The sequence below is a fragment of the Cupriavidus sp. 291-E7 genome (genome assembly GCF_057798835.1).
Map to the genome: position 1 here is coordinate 160,605 of NZ_JBYOJV010000012.1, position 15,136 is coordinate 175,740.

Sequence of the window (15,136 nt, forward strand, 5' to 3'; positions counted from 1 at the left end):
TGAATCCGCCCGATGTGGCGTCAGAGAGAGGTCGCCGACCGTGCCGCCTGTTCGTAGAGACCGGTCAGCACACGCAGTAGGCGCGCCAGCTCGCCGATTTCGACGTTTTCATCGCTGCCCTCGGTGAAATTGCTGGTCAGGCACTGCTCGCGGATTTCGCGGTACCGGGCGCATGCCTCGGTGCCGCCCTGGGTGGTGGCATAGGTCGCTTCCTTGCCCACGCGCTCGCCGGCCACCAGACCCAGCCCGACGAGCTTCTTCAGCGAATAGGTCACCAGATGGGTGTCCTCGACGTTGAGCACGAAGCAGATGTCAGCCAGCCGCTTGGCCCGGCCGCGGTGATTCACGTGATGGAGCACCAGCACGTCCAGAAAGGTCAGGTCACGCACCCCGGCGGCACCCATGCACCGCACGACCCAGCGGCTGTAGGCGTTGTACGCCGTGTTCAGGCCAAATTCGAATTCGGACAGCTCGGGGCTGCGCACCGATACCAGATGCGCCGAAGAAACGATGTTGACGCCCGCGGCACGTGTCAACGGCGCGGCCCGCGTGGCAGCGCCGTCTGCGGCATCAGCGGCGGCATCGGCGTGACGTTCCGGGGCGGGCTTGCGGGCCATGAATGGTCTCCAAATGGAAAGCGGCGGGTGGTTCGCCAGGATTGCGGCCAACGTGGCGATAGGTGAAAGCCCGAAGCCGGTTCAGGCAATTTCGGCTTGACAGTTTATCGGCGAATTCTCAGCATGAATACCTTAATTCACAGAGGCAATGCGTGAATGCGGTCTGGTTCCGCGACGCCTTTCACTGTCACGCGCCGCATGCTGCCTCATCTCGACTCGCTTGAATCGCTCCACGCCAGCCTGCGCGCCGGCAAAACCTCCCGCGCCGACCTGATCGAACAGGCGGAAGCCCGCGCGGCAAGCCCCGAAGGCAGCGCCGTCTACCTGCACACCACGTTCGAAGCCGCCCGCCAGGTGGCCCGCGCCGCCGATGCCGCCGCACAGGCCGGCCGCGCGCTCCACCCGCTGGCCGGCCTGCCGATATCGATCAAGGATCTGTACGACGTGGCGGGCGAAGTCACTCGGGCCGCCTCCGCAGCGCGCCAGGACGCCCCAGCGGCCACGGCGGACGCGGCAGTGGTGGCACGGCTGCGCGCGGCCGGTGCGGCCCTGGTGGGTCGCACCAACATGACCGAATTCGCGTTCTCGGGAGTCGGCATCAATCCCCATTTCGGTACACCGGTCAATCCGTGCGATAGCACCACGGCCCGTATTCCGGGCGGATCGTCGTCGGGCGCGGCGGTTTCGGTGGCACTGGGCACGGCCGTCGCCGCGCTCGGCAGCGATACGGGCGGATCGATCCGGATTCCGGCGGCGCTATGCGGCATCACCGGCTTCAAACCCACGGCGCGCCGGGTGCCGCTGGACGGTGCGTTTCCGCTGTCGTACACGCTCGACACGGCTTGCGCGATGGCGCGCACGCTGGCCGATTGCATCGCGATGGATAGCGTGATCGCGGATACGCCCGCGCTTCCCGTGATCACCGCGACCACCGCCATCAAGCTCGCCATCCCGCGCCAGCTGGTTCTCGACGACATGGACGAAGTGGTGTCGCGCGCCTTCGACCGCGCGATCGGCCGGCTCTCGGCTGCCGGCGTGCGCGTGGAACACGTGGATATGCCCGAGCTTGACGAACTGGCCGGCCTCAACGCCGCCGGCGGATTCTCGGCGCCCGAGGCCTATTCGCATCACCGCCCGTTGCTGGCCACGCATCGGGACCTGTATGACCCGCGCGTCCTGACGCGCATCGAGCGCGGCGCCACGATGAGCGCGGCCGACTACATCGCACTGCATCGGGCCCGGCTGGACTGGATCTCGCGCATGCAGGCCCGCCTGGCGCCGTTCGATGCCGTGGTCTGCCCGACCGTGCCGTTCGTCGCCCCGCCGATCGCGCCGCTGGTGTCCGACGACGCCCTCTTCTTCCGCACCAACGGCCTGCTTCTGCGCAATACGTCCGCCTTCAACTTTCTTGACGGCTGCTCGGTCTCGCTGCCCTGCCACGCGCCCGATGAACTTCCCGTCGGCCTGATGCTGTCACACGGCCCGATGCGCGATGGACGCTTGCTGGGCACGGCCCTTGCATTGGAATCGATCGTTCGACCGTCACAGCACGCGGGGTGAGCCAACCCGCGCCGTGACCGCAGTACCGCCCCACGCCTGCAAACAATCAAGACATGGGGCGGCGGCAGTTCCAGGTAGTTCCAAACCCGCGCAGTCGGGCAGGCGCCCATGCGCAACACCAGGAGAGATCGAGATGCGAGTCAAGGCAATGGCAGTCGCGGCGGCGGCACTGCTGCTGGCCGCCACGGCGGCACGGGCGGATACCAAGTGGGACCTGCCAACCGGTTACCCGGCCACCAACCTCCACACCGAAAACCTGCAGTTGATGGCCAACGATGTGGAGAAGGCCACCGGCGGCAAGCTCAAGATCGTCATCCACCCGAATGGCTCGCTGCTCAAAGCCAACGAGATCAAGCGCGGCGTGCAGACCGGCCAGGTGCAGATGGGCGAGATCCTGATGTCGTTGCTGGCCAACGAAAACCCGGTGTTCGGCATCGACGCGGTGCCGTTCCTGGCCACCAGCTATGGCGATTCGTACCGGCTCTGGCAGGCATCGAAAGCCGTTACCGACAAGGTACTGGACCGCCAGGGCATGAAGCTGCTGTACGCGGTGGCCTGGCCGCCGCAGGGCATCTACGCAAACAAGCCGATCAACAGCGCCGCCGACATGAAGGGCCTGAAATGGCGCGCCTACAACCCGGCCACGTCAAAGATCGCCGAACTGGTCAGTGCGCAACCGGTGACGATCCAGGCGGCCGACCTGGCGCAGGCGCTGGCCACGGGCACCGTCAACTCGTTCATGTCGTCGGGTGCCACCGGCGTGGATACCAAGGTCTGGGAATCGGTGAAGTACTTCTACACCGTGGATGCCTGGCTGCCCAAGAACATGCTCGTGGTCAGCAAGAAGGCGTTCAACGCACTGGACAAGCCCACGCAGGATGCCCTGCTCAAGGCCGTGGCCGATGCGGAGAAGCGCGGCTGGCAAGTATCGGAGCAGAAAACCAAGGAATACCTGGGCACGCTCTCGAAGAACGGCATGACCGTGGCACCGCCCTCGCCGCAGTTGAAGTCCGACATGCAGAAGGTGGGCGAGGTCATGGTCAACGACTGGGCCAAGAGCGCTGGCGACGACGGCAAGGCAATCCTGGACGCCTACCGCAAGTAATCCCGCCGGAACTCGCATCAATGGCCGGGCGCGGATGCCGCACGCATCCACGCCTGGCTCGTCTTTCGCCGTTGCGCATTACAGGTATCCCGTCCTCATGGAAGCCCCCATTCTTCGTAAACGATGGCTCGACCATCTGCTTGACCTTTTCGCCGCGCTTGGCGCCCTTTGCATTCTCGCCGTCTGCATCGTGATGATTGCGATGTCGATCTCGCGCGAAACCCTGATCGTCCTGAAAGGCGGCGATGACATCGTCGCCTGGCTGTGCGCCGCATCGGCCTTCCTGATCCTTGGCCAGACCTTTCAGCACGGCGGCATCGTGCGCGTGGAAATGCTGCTGGAAGCAGTGGGCCCGAAGCGGCGCTGGCTGCTGGAAGTACTGTCGCTGACCATCTGCCTGGTATTTGCCGCCTACGCCGCGTGGGCCCTGGGCACGTTCGCCTGGCAGAGCTGGGATATCAATGACGTGTCGCAAGGTCAGATCGTGATTCCGCTCTGGATTCCCCAGAGTTTTGCAGTGCTTGGCGCTCTCGGCTTTCTGCTGGCCGTTGCCGACGAGTGGCTGCGCGTGATGCGCCGTCAGAAACCGCGCTACCAGTTGGCGCAGGAATCCAAGCTCGCCGCCGGCGATTTCGGGGAGACCGTCTGATGAGCACCGTACTCGTTGCCCTGGTCCTGCTGCTGGTGATGATGGTCTTCCTGGCCATCGGTGCCTGGATTCCCGTGGCGATCGCCGTCACCTCGTGGGTCGGCCTGGTGGTCTTTTCCGATCACGACGCGCTGGTGAACCTGGCCAATTCGTGGTGGTCGTCCAGCGCGTCATACACGCTGGCGTCCCTGCCGCTGTTCGTCTGGATGGGCGAGATCCTGTTCCGCACCAAGCTTTCCGAGCAGATGTTCAATGGCCTGTCGCCGTGGCTGAACTGGCTGCCCGGACGTCTCATGCACGTCAACATTCTGGGCTGCGGCATCTTCGGATCGGTCTCGGGATCGTCGGCGGCCACATGTGCCACGATCGCCAAGTCCGCCCTGCCCGAGCTGACCCGGCGCGGCTACGACGAGCGCATCACGCTCGGATCGCTGTCGTGCGCCGGCACGCTCGGCATCCTGATTCCGCCGTCGATCACGATGGTGGTGTATGCGGTATCCGCCGATGTATCGATCATCCGGGTCTTTCTGGCCGGCTTTTTGCCGGGCCTGCTGCTGATGCTGCTGTTCTCGGGCTATATCGTGGTCTGGGCGCTGATGAATCCGTCGAAGACCCCCGAGGCAGAAACATTCGGCTGGCGTGCCCGCATGGCATCGATCCGGCAGCTGATGCCCTGCATCATCCTGATCGCGTTCATCACGTGGATCATGATGGCCGGCTACTCCACCGCCACGGAGGCGGCGGCCTATGGCGTGGTCGCATCGCTGGGGCTGGCCTGGGCCGGCGGATCGCTCACGCGCAAGGCGTTCTGGGAGAGCCTGATGTCGGCCACACGGCTGACCGCGATGATCATGTTCGTGCTCGGCGCCACATCGTTCCTGTCGGTGACGATGAGCTTCACGGGCATTCCGCGTGCGCTGGCCGAATGGGTGGCCGCGCTGCACCTGTCGCCCTGGGCACTGATCGCGGTGCTGACCGTGATCTACATCGTGCTGGGCACGGCGCTCGACGGCATTTCGATGATTGCGCTGACCACGGCCACCGTGCTGCCGATGGTGCAGGCCGCCGGCTTCGATCTGGTATGGTTTGGCATCTTCATCGTGCTGCTCGTGGAAATCGCGGAGGTCACGCCGCCAGTCGGCTTCAATCTCTTCGTGCTCCAGAGTATGACCGGCAAGGACAGCAACTACATCGCGCGCGTGTCCCTACCATTCTTCATGATGATGGTGGTTGCCATCGGCATCATCACCGTCTGGCCATCCGTGGTCACCTGGCTGCCCGACGTGGTGATGGCGAAGGAGCTCAAGTAAACCGCGTTCCTCAACAGGACATCTGCCCGGATGAACGTCATCGTGATTGGCGCCGGCGCCATCGGCGTCTGCTCGGCCTGGTACCTGCGCCAGGCCGGCTTCAATGTCACCGTGCTGGAACGGCGCGGCGCCGCTGCGCAGGAAGCCAGCTTCGGCAATGCCGGCGTGATCGCGCCCGGCTATGTCACGCCGTGGGCCGCGCCCGGCATGCCGGGCAAGATCCTGCGCGCGCTGTTCCAGCGCGAATCGCCGGTGCTGTTCCGCCCAAGCGCCGACCCTGCGATGTGGCGCTGGATTGGCCGCTGGCTGCGGGAATGCGACGCCGAACGCTACCGCGCCAACAAGCTGCGCATGCAGCGCCTTGCCTTCTACAGCCGGGAATGCCTTCACCAGCTACGCGAGGAACTGGCCATCGATTACGAGCAGTCGCGCGGTTACCTGCAACTATTCCGCACCCAGCAGGACCTGGATCTGGCGGCGCCGGCACTGGCTCTGCTACGCGAGAACAAGGTACCCCATCAACTCGTGGACGCACCCGGCTGCCGGCGCATCGAGCCGGGGCTGACCGATGACACACCGCTCGCGGGCGGCCTGCACCTGCCCGAGGACGAGTCGGGTAACTGCCCCATGTTCGTGCGCCGCCTGCATCAGCACGCCGAAGCGGCCGGCGTGCAATTCCGCTTTCAGACGGATGTGGCACGGCTGAGCATCGGCAAGTCCGGGACGCTGTCGGTAGAACTGGTACCCGCGCAACGCGGCGCCGCTCCCGAAATCCTTACCGCCGACCGCGTGCTGGTTGCCGCCGGCGTGGGCAGCCCCCGCCTGCTGCGCCCGCTGGGGTTGAGGGTGCCGCTTTATCCGATCAAGGGCTACTCGGCCACTGTCATGGTGCGCGACGAACTGCAGGCGCCGCTCGGTGCGCTGATGGACGAATCGTTCAAGGTGGCCATTACCCGCATGGGCAACCGGCTGCGCGTGGCCGGCACTGCGGAACTGGGTTCGCGCCGGCTGGACCTTCGGCCAGCCGCGCTGAATACGCTGATCAAGGTGGCACGCGACTGGTTTCCGGTAGCCGGCCACTATCAGGAAGCCACGCTCTGGGCGGGTGCGCGGCCAATGCTGCCCGACGGGCCGCCGCTGATCGGGGCTACCAGGGTGCCGGGACTCTTCCTGAATCTGGGCCACGGTTCGACGGGCTGGGCGATGAGCTGCGGATCGGGCAAAATTGCCGCAGATCAGATTGCCGCCAGTGCAGGCCGGGGCGGCGGCCCGTCCATCGACATGGAGGGGCTGACCCCGGCGCGCTACCGCCTCGCGCCCGCGTGACAAGGACATGAATACCGTAGTGCCACCAGCCCCCGCACCTGCCGAGAACGCGCCCGAGTGGTTCACGCTGGACGCTGCCGGCAGCGATGCGACGCCGCTCTACGATGTGGCAACGATTCGCCATATCGAACAGGCCGGCCTTGATGCGACCCCGCCTTTCACGCTGATGTCGCGCGCCGGCGCCGCGGCCGCCGACTGGGTCCACCACCACGTGCCCAGCGGGCGCATCCTGTTCCTTGCCGGGCGTGGCAACAACGGCGGCGATGCGCTGGTAGCGGCCACGCGCCTGCACCAGGCGGGGCGCCTGGTCGAGGCATGGCTGATTGCGGAAGCCGACCGGTTGCCTGCCGATGCCGCGCGAGCGTGGTTCGAGGCGCGCACCGCCGGGGTGCCGCTGCTCGCCATGCATCCCGACGCCGATACCGCATTGCCACCGTGGCCCACCGGCTGCGTCGCGATTGTCGATGGCCTGCTTGGCATCGGCCTGAACCGCGCCGCCGATGGCGACGTGGCGCGCTGGATTGCCCACCTCAATGACTCGCACCTGCCGGTGTATGCGCTCGACATTCCCAGTGGCCTTTTTGCCGATACCGGCGCGGGGCAGCCGGCTATCCGCGCGCGGCGCACGCTGACATTCCTGGCGGCCAAGCCTGGCCTGCTGACCCTCGATGGCCGCGACTGCGCGGGTAGCATCGACATCGCCCCGCTCGGGTTGGACTATCCGCCGGCCGAGCGGCCCGTGGCCATCGTCAACCAGCCCGGCGCCTTTGCACACGCGCTGCCGCGCCGCGACCATGCCGCCAACAAGGGCCGCTTCGGCAGCCTGGCGGTGATTGGCGGCAACCACGGCATGACCGGCGCGCCGCTGCTTGGCGCGCGCGCGGCACTGCATCTTGGCGCGGGCCGCGTGCACGTGGGATTTCTGGCGCAGCCGGCGCCGAGCATCGATCCGGTGCATCCCGAACTGATGCTCCATCCCGTCACCGAACTGGCGCTCGACACGATGTCCGCGTTCGTTGCCGGACCCGGCATGGGCAGCGGCACAGCCGCCCGCAAGCAGCTTGCGCAGTTGATCGACGTCTGCGCCAATGCGGAACCGCCACTGCCACTGGTGCTCGACGCGGATGCGCTGAATCTGCTGGCCGCCGATGAAACGCTCAAACAGCAGCTGACAGACAGCGGGCTCGACTACGTCATGACGCCGCACCCGCTGGAGGCCGCGCGCCTGCTTGGCGCCAGCGTCGCCGACGTGCAGCGCGACCGCCTGGCCGCCGCGCAGGCGCTGGCGGCGCGCTGGCAGGCCACCGTGGTGCTCAAGGGGTCGGGCACGGTGATCGCCACGCGCGAGAACGCGCCGGCCACCATCAATCCGACTGGCAATGCGGGGCTTTCCACGGCCGGTACCGGAGATGTGCTGGCCGGCATGATCGGAGCGCTGCTGGCACAGGGTATGCCGCCGCTGACAGCGGCGCGCGCGGCGGTGTGGATCCACGGCCGCGCGGCGGACCGCCTCGTCGAGGGCGGCACCGGGCCAGCGGGGCTGACCGCAAGCGAACTCTACCTGCCCGCTCGCACCATCTTCAATGCGCTGCTGCAAGGCGGCGACGCATGACCCAGGCTGCGACACTCAATGGCGGCACAGGCGGCGAACACACGCGCCGGCATCTGCTGACGGGCATTGCGCTGCTTGTGATCGGCCAATGGATCCTGAGCCTGCTGGACGCGACCGGCAAGACGCTGACCCAGCAGGGGCTGCCCGTCGTGGCGGTGGCCTGGGTACGCTACCTGGGCCACGTGGTTGCCATCTTCCTGCTGATCGGCCCGGCCCGCTGGCGGCAGCAATCGCGCCCTGCCGCACCGCGCCTGCAGTGGCTGCGCGGCGCGTTGATGCTGGCTTCGACTCTGGTGTTCTTCAGCGTATTGAAGCTGATGCCGCTGGCGACCGCGACGGCGCTGAACTTCTGCGCACCATTGATCGTCGTGGCGCTGTCACCGTGGCTGCTCGGCGAACGACCGGGCGCGCATGTGCGCTGGACGCGCTGGATCGGCGTCGGCATTGGCTTTGCAGGCATGCTGGTCGTGGTGCGCCCAGGCGGCGAACTCGATGCGTTTGGCGTGTCGCTGGGGCTGCTGTCGGCCCTGCTGTTCGCCCTGCTGCAGATGCTGACGCGGCGCATTGCCGCCCACGATGCGCCGATGACTACGCTGATCCAGAGCGGTGTGACGGGTGCCGCGCTGACCACGCTTCTGGTGCCCTTCTTCTGGTTCGAGGCGATGCCGACGCCCATGCAATGCGCGCTGCTGCTGTCGGCGGGTCTGACGGGGTCACTGGGGCACTACTTTGTGATCCGTGCTTTCCAGTACGCCGATGCCTCCTTCCTGAGTCCGTTCCTGTATCTGCAGATATTCTCCGCCACAGTGGTCGGGTACTTCGCGTTCGATCACCTGCCGGACTGGACGACGGCACTGGGCATCGCCGTGATCTGCGCGGGGGGTGTGTTCGTGGCCGGTGGCGAACCGCTGCTGCGCCGCATTGCCGGGCGTCTGCGGCGCTGACGCGCAGATCCGCGCACAAAAAATCGAGTCGGGTGCCTGACAGCGTGCACGTCAGACAATGACCGATAGGGCCAGGAGGGCCGGCCTGCTAACGTTTTAGGCATACCGCAAGTGCCGTTACTTTTTGCTGCTACTTTCGGCTTTTGACATCACATCGGAGCGATATACTTGCGTTCAGATCGGCCTTGCCGCTCGCTCCACGCCTAAGACACCCAGAATCACGCATGCCGACTGAATTCCACGCCTGGACCGCCCTTCGCCAACACCACGACGCCATCCGCCACACGCCGATACAGCAGTGGTTTGCCGACGCCGAGGCTGCCCGCCGGGTCGAGGACTTCTCGCTGGAAGCCGCTGGCCTGTACCTCGATTTCTCGAAGAACCGCATCACGTTCGAAACCTTCGCGCTGCTCATGAAGCTCGCCGAGGAAGCAGGCGTGACCCAGCGCCGCGACGCCATGTTCGCGGGCGAGCATATCAACACCACCGAGGACCGCGCGGCGCTGCACGTCGCGCTGCGGGCCCTGCCCGATGCGCCGTTCAAGGTTGACGGCGCGTCTGTCATGCCGGGCATCCACGATGTCCTGCACCGCATGCGCGATTTCGCCGCACGCGTGCGCACCGGGGCGTGGAAGGGCTTCAGCGGCCGGACCATCACCGACATCGTCAGCATCGGCATCGGTGGCTCGGACCTTGGCCCGCGCATGGTCTGTCGCGCGCTGGCCCACCTGGCGGACCCGCACGGCCCGCGTATGCATTTCGTTTCGAATGTCGACGGCACGGAACTCGCCGAAACGCTGGTGCGACTGGACCCTGCCCGCACGCTGGTCATCGTGTGTTCGAAGACGTTCACCACGCTGGAGACGATGGCCAACGCGTGCAGCATGCGCGACTGGTTCCTGCGCAATGGCGTGGCTGAGAACCAGCTGGCCCGCCATTTCGTGGCCGTGTCCACCAACCGCGAGGCGGTGGTGAAGTTCGGCATCGATCCGGCCAATATGTTCGAGTTCTGGGACTGGATCGGCGGACGCTTTTCGCTTTGGTCGTCCGTTGGCCTGTCGATTGCGCTGGCCATCGGCTTCGACGCATTCGAAGATCTGCTGCTGGGCGGCCGGGCGATGGACGATCACTTCCGCACCGCGCCGCTGGCGCGCAACATGCCAGTGGTCATGGGCATGCTGGGCGTCTGGTACCGCAACTTCTTCGGCATGCCTACCAGTTGCATGGCGCCGTACTCGACATCGCTCGAACTGTTTCCCGCATTCCTGCAGCAGTTGGAAATGGAAAGCAACGGCAAGTCGGTCCAGCTCAACGGTGACCCCGTGCAGGTGGACACTTCCCCTGTGGTCTGGGGCACGGCAGGCACCAACGGTCAGCATGCGTACTTTCAGATGATCCATCAGGGATCGCAGATCGTGCCCGTGGATTTCGTGGCCCCGCTGGTGCCGCCGCGCGATCTGCCCGGCCACCACGCCAAGCTGCTGGCCAACTGCTTTGCCCAGGCCGAGGCGCTAATGCGCGGCCGTAGCGCCGAAGAATTGCGCACGGCTGGCGTGACCGACGAATCGCGCATTCCGCATATGGTGTTCGACGGCAACCGCCCCAGCAACACGCTGTTGATGGACGACCTCACCCCACACGTGCTGGGCGCATTGATCGCGCTCTATGAACACCGCACGTTCGTGCAGGGCGTGGTGTGGAATATCAACTCGTTCGATCAGTGGGGCGTCGAGCTAGGCAAGATCCTGGCGCGGCCGATCGAGCAGGAACTCACTGGCCAGGGCAAAGCAACGCACGATGCGTCGACCGCCGCGCTGATCGCCCGCGCACAAGGCGTGTTGAGCCGCGGCTAAACGCGGGACAGGGATGGCGGCCGCGCTGGCCGACACCTATCGATTCAAACTTCGGTACCCATCAGTTCATCGCTGGCCACCCGGCCGGCGTCGATGGTCAGGATACGGCCGCAGCGCGCCGCCACGGAGCGGTCGTGCGTGACCAGCACCAACGTGGACCCGGCATCGCGATTGAGTTCGAACATCAGTGCGATCACGGCCTCGCCGGTCGCAGTGTCCAGGCTGCCGGTCGGCTCGTCGGCAAACAGGACGTCGGGACGCGCCACGAAGGCACGCGCCAGGGCCACTCGTTGCTGCTCGCCGCCGGACAGCGTACGCGGATAGTGAGTCAGCCGCTTGGCCAGCCCTACCCGCTCCAGCATTTCCGTGGCACGCTCACGCACACCCGCTGTCTCGCCGCGCAGCTCCAGCGGCAGCATCACGTTTTCGAGAGCCGTCAGATGCCCGACCAACTGAAACGACTGGAACACAAAGCCGACGTGGCGACCGCGCAGCGCCGCACGCTGGTCTTCGTCAAGCTGGAAGATATCGTGCCCATGCAGCCGCACGGAGCCGGTGCTCGGCAGATCCAGACCGGCAAGCAGGCCCAGCAGCGTGGATTTGCCGGAACCCGATGCGCCGACGATCGCCAGCGTTTCACCGGCCGTGACGGAAAACGAGACGTCGTGCAGAATCGTCAGCGAACCCGTCGTGTCGGCTACGGTCTTTCCGAGTGACTCGACAGCAAGAATGGAAGAGGACATGCGCGAGAAGATTGCAAACGTTGGGCGCCGGCGGATGCTGGCTGCTTGTTGTGCGACAACCGTCGCCCTGCTTTGTTCACTGACGCTGCCCGCCGCGGCGCAGACACCAGCCGGCGCACCGACCGGGCCAGCGGTATTGATACTGGGCGACAGCCTGTCAGCCGAATACGGCATTGCACGCGGCACTGGCTGGGTCAGCCTGCTTCAGGAACGCCTGCGTGGCGAGCGGTTCGATTATAGCGTCGTGAATGCCAGTATCAGCGGCGAAACCACGGTTGGCGGAAAGACCCGGCTCCCTGATCTGCTCAAGCGGCACAAGCCGGCCATCGTCGTCGTGGAACTGGGCGCCAACGACGCGCTGCGCGGCCTTTCCCTGCCGTCGACCGAATCCAACCTGCGGAGCATCATTGGCGATGCCCAGAAGGCCGGTGCCAAGGTGGTGCTCGTCGGCATGCGTATTCCGCCGAACTACGGCGCCGACTATACCGAGCGATTCTTCGGCCTGTTTCCCAAGCTGGCCAAGGAATACCGTACCCAGCTCGTGCCATTCTTCCTGGACAAGGTGGTGACGCGGCCCGAGTGGTTCCAGGAGGATCGGATTCATCCGACATCGGCAGCACAGTCCACGCTGCTCGACACTGTGTGGCCGGCACTGAAGCCGATACTCAAGTCACCCCACAAGGCTGGCTGAAGCAGGGAAACAAGGAAGCAAGAAAAAGCCCCTGCAGGTTTGCACCTGCAGGGGCTTTTTGCTGGGGCACGTTACGGGCAGCGCGTCAGTTCGCAGCCGCTTCGCTGGCGGGCGCTGCATCGCCGGACTTCGGCGGACGCAGTACCTTCACCTTGGCCCGTGCCTTCAGTGCCTCGTAGTAGGCGGCCAGCTCGGTCTGACCAGCCAGCTGGCTCAGTTGTTGCGCGTCGGCATCGCGCTGGCCCGCATTCGTCTGCGGCGGCGTAGCCACCTTGGTAATGCGATAGAGCGCGTAACCATCGGCACCCAGATCCACGCCGACCACGGACGGCAGCTTGGTGGCATCGGCGCGCATGATGGCATCCACGGCCTTCGGCGACAGGCCATCGGCCTTGGCACGCGACACCGTCATTGCCGGGCCGAAGCCGGTGGCGCTGTCCGCCTTCTTGAGCGCTTCCAGCTTCGCCTCGCCATCCTTGCGGGCCAGCTCGGCTGCCTGCTGGGCGATGTAGGCCTGGCGCACCTGCGCTTCCACTTCCTCGAACTTGCGGGCCGCGGCCGGGCGGTAATCCACGATGCGCGCTGCAACCAGCGTCGTCGGGCCAACCTGGATGGCTTCGGTGTTGCGCTTGTTCTTGATTGCGTCGTCGCTGAACAGCGCCTTCAGAACCTTCTCGTTGTTCAAGGGATTGTCCTTGCCCAGCGCAGGGTTCGGATTGCGCGTCACGTTGTCAGCCGTCTGGATCGTCAGCTTGAACTTGTCGGCGGCCGGCTTGAGGCTATCGGACTGTTCGTAGACCGTGTTGCCAAAGGCATCGGCCTGTTCCGCATACTTCTTACTGGCCAGCTGCTTCTTCAGCTCGGCTTCGAGTTCCGGACGCACTTCATCCAGCGGCTGGGTGGCCGCGGGCTTGATACCGGTGAGCTTGATGATGTGGTAGCCGTAGTCGGTCTCCACGAGATCGCTGATCTGGCCATCCTTGAGCGCATACATGGCGTCCTCGAACGGCTTGACCAGTGCGCCACGTCCCATGAAGCCGAGGTCGCCACCCTTCTCCGCCGAACCCGGATCCTGCGAACTCTTCTTCGCCACGTCGGCGAACGTTTCGGGATGCTTGCGCACGTCATCGAGCAGCTTCTGGGCCTTTTCCTTCGCTGCCTTGCGATCCGCTTCCTTGGCGTCCTTCGGAACCGTGATCAGGATGTGGCTGGCGCGTCGTTGCTCTTCCGTGCGGAAGCGCTGGGCGTTGCTGTCGTAGTAGGACTTCAGTTCCTCCGGCGTCACGGCCTGGCTGGCCGCCAGTGCATCGCCAGACAGCACCACGTATTCGACCTTGGCCTGCTCGGGCGTCCTGTAAGCCGAAAGGTGGGCTTCATAGTAGGCCTTCAGCGCAGCGGCATCGGGCGTGACCTTCGACGTAAAGTCGGCCGGCTTGAAGTTCAGGGCCTGCACCTCACGCTGCTGGTCGCGGATAGCGATCAGGCGATCGAGCAGCGACTTCGGAACGAACGCGGTGGTACCGACGGCGCTGCCGAGCTGCTGCGTGGCCAGTTCGAAACGCATGCGCGCCTCGAGCTGATCAGGCGTCATGCCCTGCTGGGCCAGCAGCGCCACATAGGCCTTCTCGTCGAACTTGCCATCCGAGCCATACAATTGCGCGATCGCAGGAATGGTCGAGATCGCCTGGCGCAGTTGTTCCTTGGTGACGGTCAGGTTCTTCTTTGCCGTGGCATCGGCAACCACTCGCTGCTGGATCAGTTGATCCAGCACGGACTGGCGTGCGGCAGCACCCTCGAACATGCGCGGATCGTAGTTGTTCCCAAGCATCTGGCGCATGCGCTCGCTCTGGTCCCGCACCACGTTGTCAACTTCCTGCACGGTGATGGTACGTCCATCGACCTTGGCAAGATCGTGCGAACTGTCCATGAAGCGCGAGTAGCTCTCGACACCAAAGAACACGAACGACGGGAAGACAAGCACCAGCAGCAGCATAAGCATCAGGCGCCGGTTGTTACGTACGAAATCAAGCATGCTGGTCGGGTTAATGGGTTGGGCCTTGGGCCGACGGTCAAACCTTGCGATTCTAGCAGGAGCGGAACGACTGACCTGCGGAATATGTGGCGAGAGATGGTGTTGAGTCAGGAATCGCCACGATACGGCGACACCTTCGCGCCCCGCACGATAGCCGCATAGCTGGCATTCGCCATGCTTGGCACCCTGGGAATCCGTTGCCAGTATCGACTTGGACGATACAAATAAAAAAACCCGCTTGCGCGGGCATTTTTATTTGGCGGAGTGGACGGGGCTCGAACCCGCGACCCCCGGCGTGACAGGCCGGTATTCTAACCAACTGAACTACCACTCCAGATTGGGCCCTTTTTCGGCTGCATCGCAACGGTCAAGTGTGGTGGGTGCTGAGGGGTTCGAACCCCCGACCTACGCCTTGTAAGGGCGCCGCTCTACCAGCTGAGCTAAGCACCCACTTGGACCGCGCAAGCTAATTGCCTGCAGGGTAATCTCGCTTCGCACGATTCGGCGGTTACTGCTTAGTTGCCGCTGTTTGCGTTGCGAGGCCGCGATTGTAATACGAGACTTTTCGATTTGCCAAGTGTTGATTGCAAGATTCTCTTCATCCCGCGCTTCGAACACGCCTCGTATGAATCCAGCACAAACAAAAACGCCGCGGGATTACTCCCGCGGCGTTTTTTCTGACGTCGGACGTCGG

At 65.0% G+C, this 15,136-nt stretch carries 12 protein-coding genes and 2 tRNA genes; 9 read left to right on the plus strand and 5 right to left on the minus strand.

The genetic code is table 11. From position 1 onward, the window contains the following. Positions 1–20: 20 nt before the first annotated feature. On the minus strand, positions 21–617 hold the full coding sequence (locus AC3FLX_RS21525) for a winged helix DNA-binding protein (protein WP_488699347.1): 597 nt from the start codon (positions 615–617) through the stop codon (positions 21–23). 198 nt (positions 618–815) lie between these two features. On the opposite strand from AC3FLX_RS21525, the gene AC3FLX_RS21530 reads away from it, so the two are divergent. The 8 genes from AC3FLX_RS21530 to pgi all read left to right on the plus strand — a co-directional run bounded on the left by AC3FLX_RS21530 (position 816) and on the right by pgi (position 10,976). Beyond that, positions 816–2,177 carry an amidase gene (locus tag AC3FLX_RS21530; protein WP_488699389.1) on the plus strand — a complete coding sequence of 454 codons (1,362 nt, stop codon included), beginning with the start codon at positions 816–818 and terminating at the stop codon, positions 2,175–2,177. Positions 2,178–2,310: 133 nt separating this feature from the next. Further along, a complete protein-coding gene (locus AC3FLX_RS21535; protein WP_488699348.1) occupies positions 2,311–3,282 on the plus strand; it encodes a TRAP transporter substrate-binding protein in 972 nt (323 codons plus the stop codon). Positions 3,283–3,379: 97 nt separating this feature from the next. After that, positions 3,380–3,931 (plus strand): TRAP transporter small permease subunit, encoded by a 552-nt coding sequence (locus tag AC3FLX_RS21540; protein WP_488699349.1) that lies wholly within the window; start codon positions 3,380–3,382, stop codon positions 3,929–3,931. Continuing rightward, on the plus strand, positions 3,931–5,241 hold the full coding sequence (locus tag AC3FLX_RS21545; protein WP_488699350.1) for a TRAP transporter large permease: 1,311 nt from the start codon (positions 3,931–3,933) through the stop codon (positions 5,239–5,241). The genes AC3FLX_RS21540 and AC3FLX_RS21545 overlap by 1 nt, the downstream gene beginning before the upstream one ends. 30 nt (positions 5,242–5,271) lie before the next feature. Beyond that, positions 5,272–6,567, plus strand: a complete 1,296-nt coding sequence (locus AC3FLX_RS21550; RefSeq protein WP_488699351.1) for a D-amino acid dehydrogenase — start codon at positions 5,272–5,274, stop codon at positions 6,565–6,567. 7 nt (positions 6,568–6,574) lie between these two features. Continuing rightward, a complete protein-coding gene (locus tag AC3FLX_RS21555; protein WP_488699352.1) occupies positions 6,575–8,179 on the plus strand; it encodes an NAD(P)H-hydrate dehydratase in 1,605 nt (534 codons plus the stop codon). Beyond that, positions 8,176–9,123, plus strand: a complete 948-nt coding sequence (locus AC3FLX_RS21560; protein ID WP_488699353.1) for a DMT family transporter — start codon at positions 8,176–8,178, stop codon at positions 9,121–9,123. Before AC3FLX_RS21555 ends, AC3FLX_RS21560 begins: the two co-directional genes overlap by 4 nt. Before the next feature lie 224 nt (positions 9,124–9,347). Further along, complete coding sequence (pgi, locus tag AC3FLX_RS21565) at positions 9,348–10,976, plus strand: glucose-6-phosphate isomerase (RefSeq protein ID WP_488699354.1); 1,629 nt, start codon at positions 9,348–9,350, stop codon at positions 10,974–10,976. A gap of 44 nt (positions 10,977–11,020) precedes the next feature. Here pgi and AC3FLX_RS21570 read toward each other — a convergent pair whose 3' ends face one another. Continuing rightward, positions 11,021–11,719, minus strand: a complete 699-nt coding sequence (locus AC3FLX_RS21570) for an ABC transporter ATP-binding protein (protein WP_488699355.1) — start codon at positions 11,717–11,719, stop codon at positions 11,021–11,023. Here AC3FLX_RS21570 and AC3FLX_RS21575 point away from each other — a divergent pair. Beyond that, the gene (locus tag AC3FLX_RS21575) at positions 11,718–12,410 is read left to right on the plus strand and encodes an arylesterase (RefSeq protein ID WP_488699356.1); all 693 of its coding nucleotides are present in this window, start codon (positions 11,718–11,720) and stop codon (positions 12,408–12,410) included. The two genes, AC3FLX_RS21570 and AC3FLX_RS21575, sit on opposite strands and share 2 nt — an antisense overlap. 85 nt (positions 12,411–12,495) lie before the next feature. On the opposite strand, the gene AC3FLX_RS21580 is transcribed toward AC3FLX_RS21575, so the two are convergent. The 3 genes from AC3FLX_RS21580 to AC3FLX_RS21590 all read right to left on the minus strand — a co-directional run bounded on the left by AC3FLX_RS21580 (position 12,496) and on the right by AC3FLX_RS21590 (position 14,892). Then, complete coding sequence (locus AC3FLX_RS21580; RefSeq protein WP_488699357.1) at positions 12,496–14,442, minus strand: SurA N-terminal domain-containing protein; 1,947 nt, start codon at positions 14,440–14,442, stop codon at positions 12,496–12,498. A 257-nt stretch (positions 14,443–14,699) separates the two neighbouring features. Beyond that, positions 14,700–14,776 (minus strand) — tRNA-Asp (locus tag AC3FLX_RS21585). Positions 14,777–14,816: 40 nt separating this feature from the next. Further along, positions 14,817–14,892, minus strand: a tRNA-Val gene (locus AC3FLX_RS21590). Between the last annotated feature and the right edge of the window lie 244 nt (positions 14,893–15,136).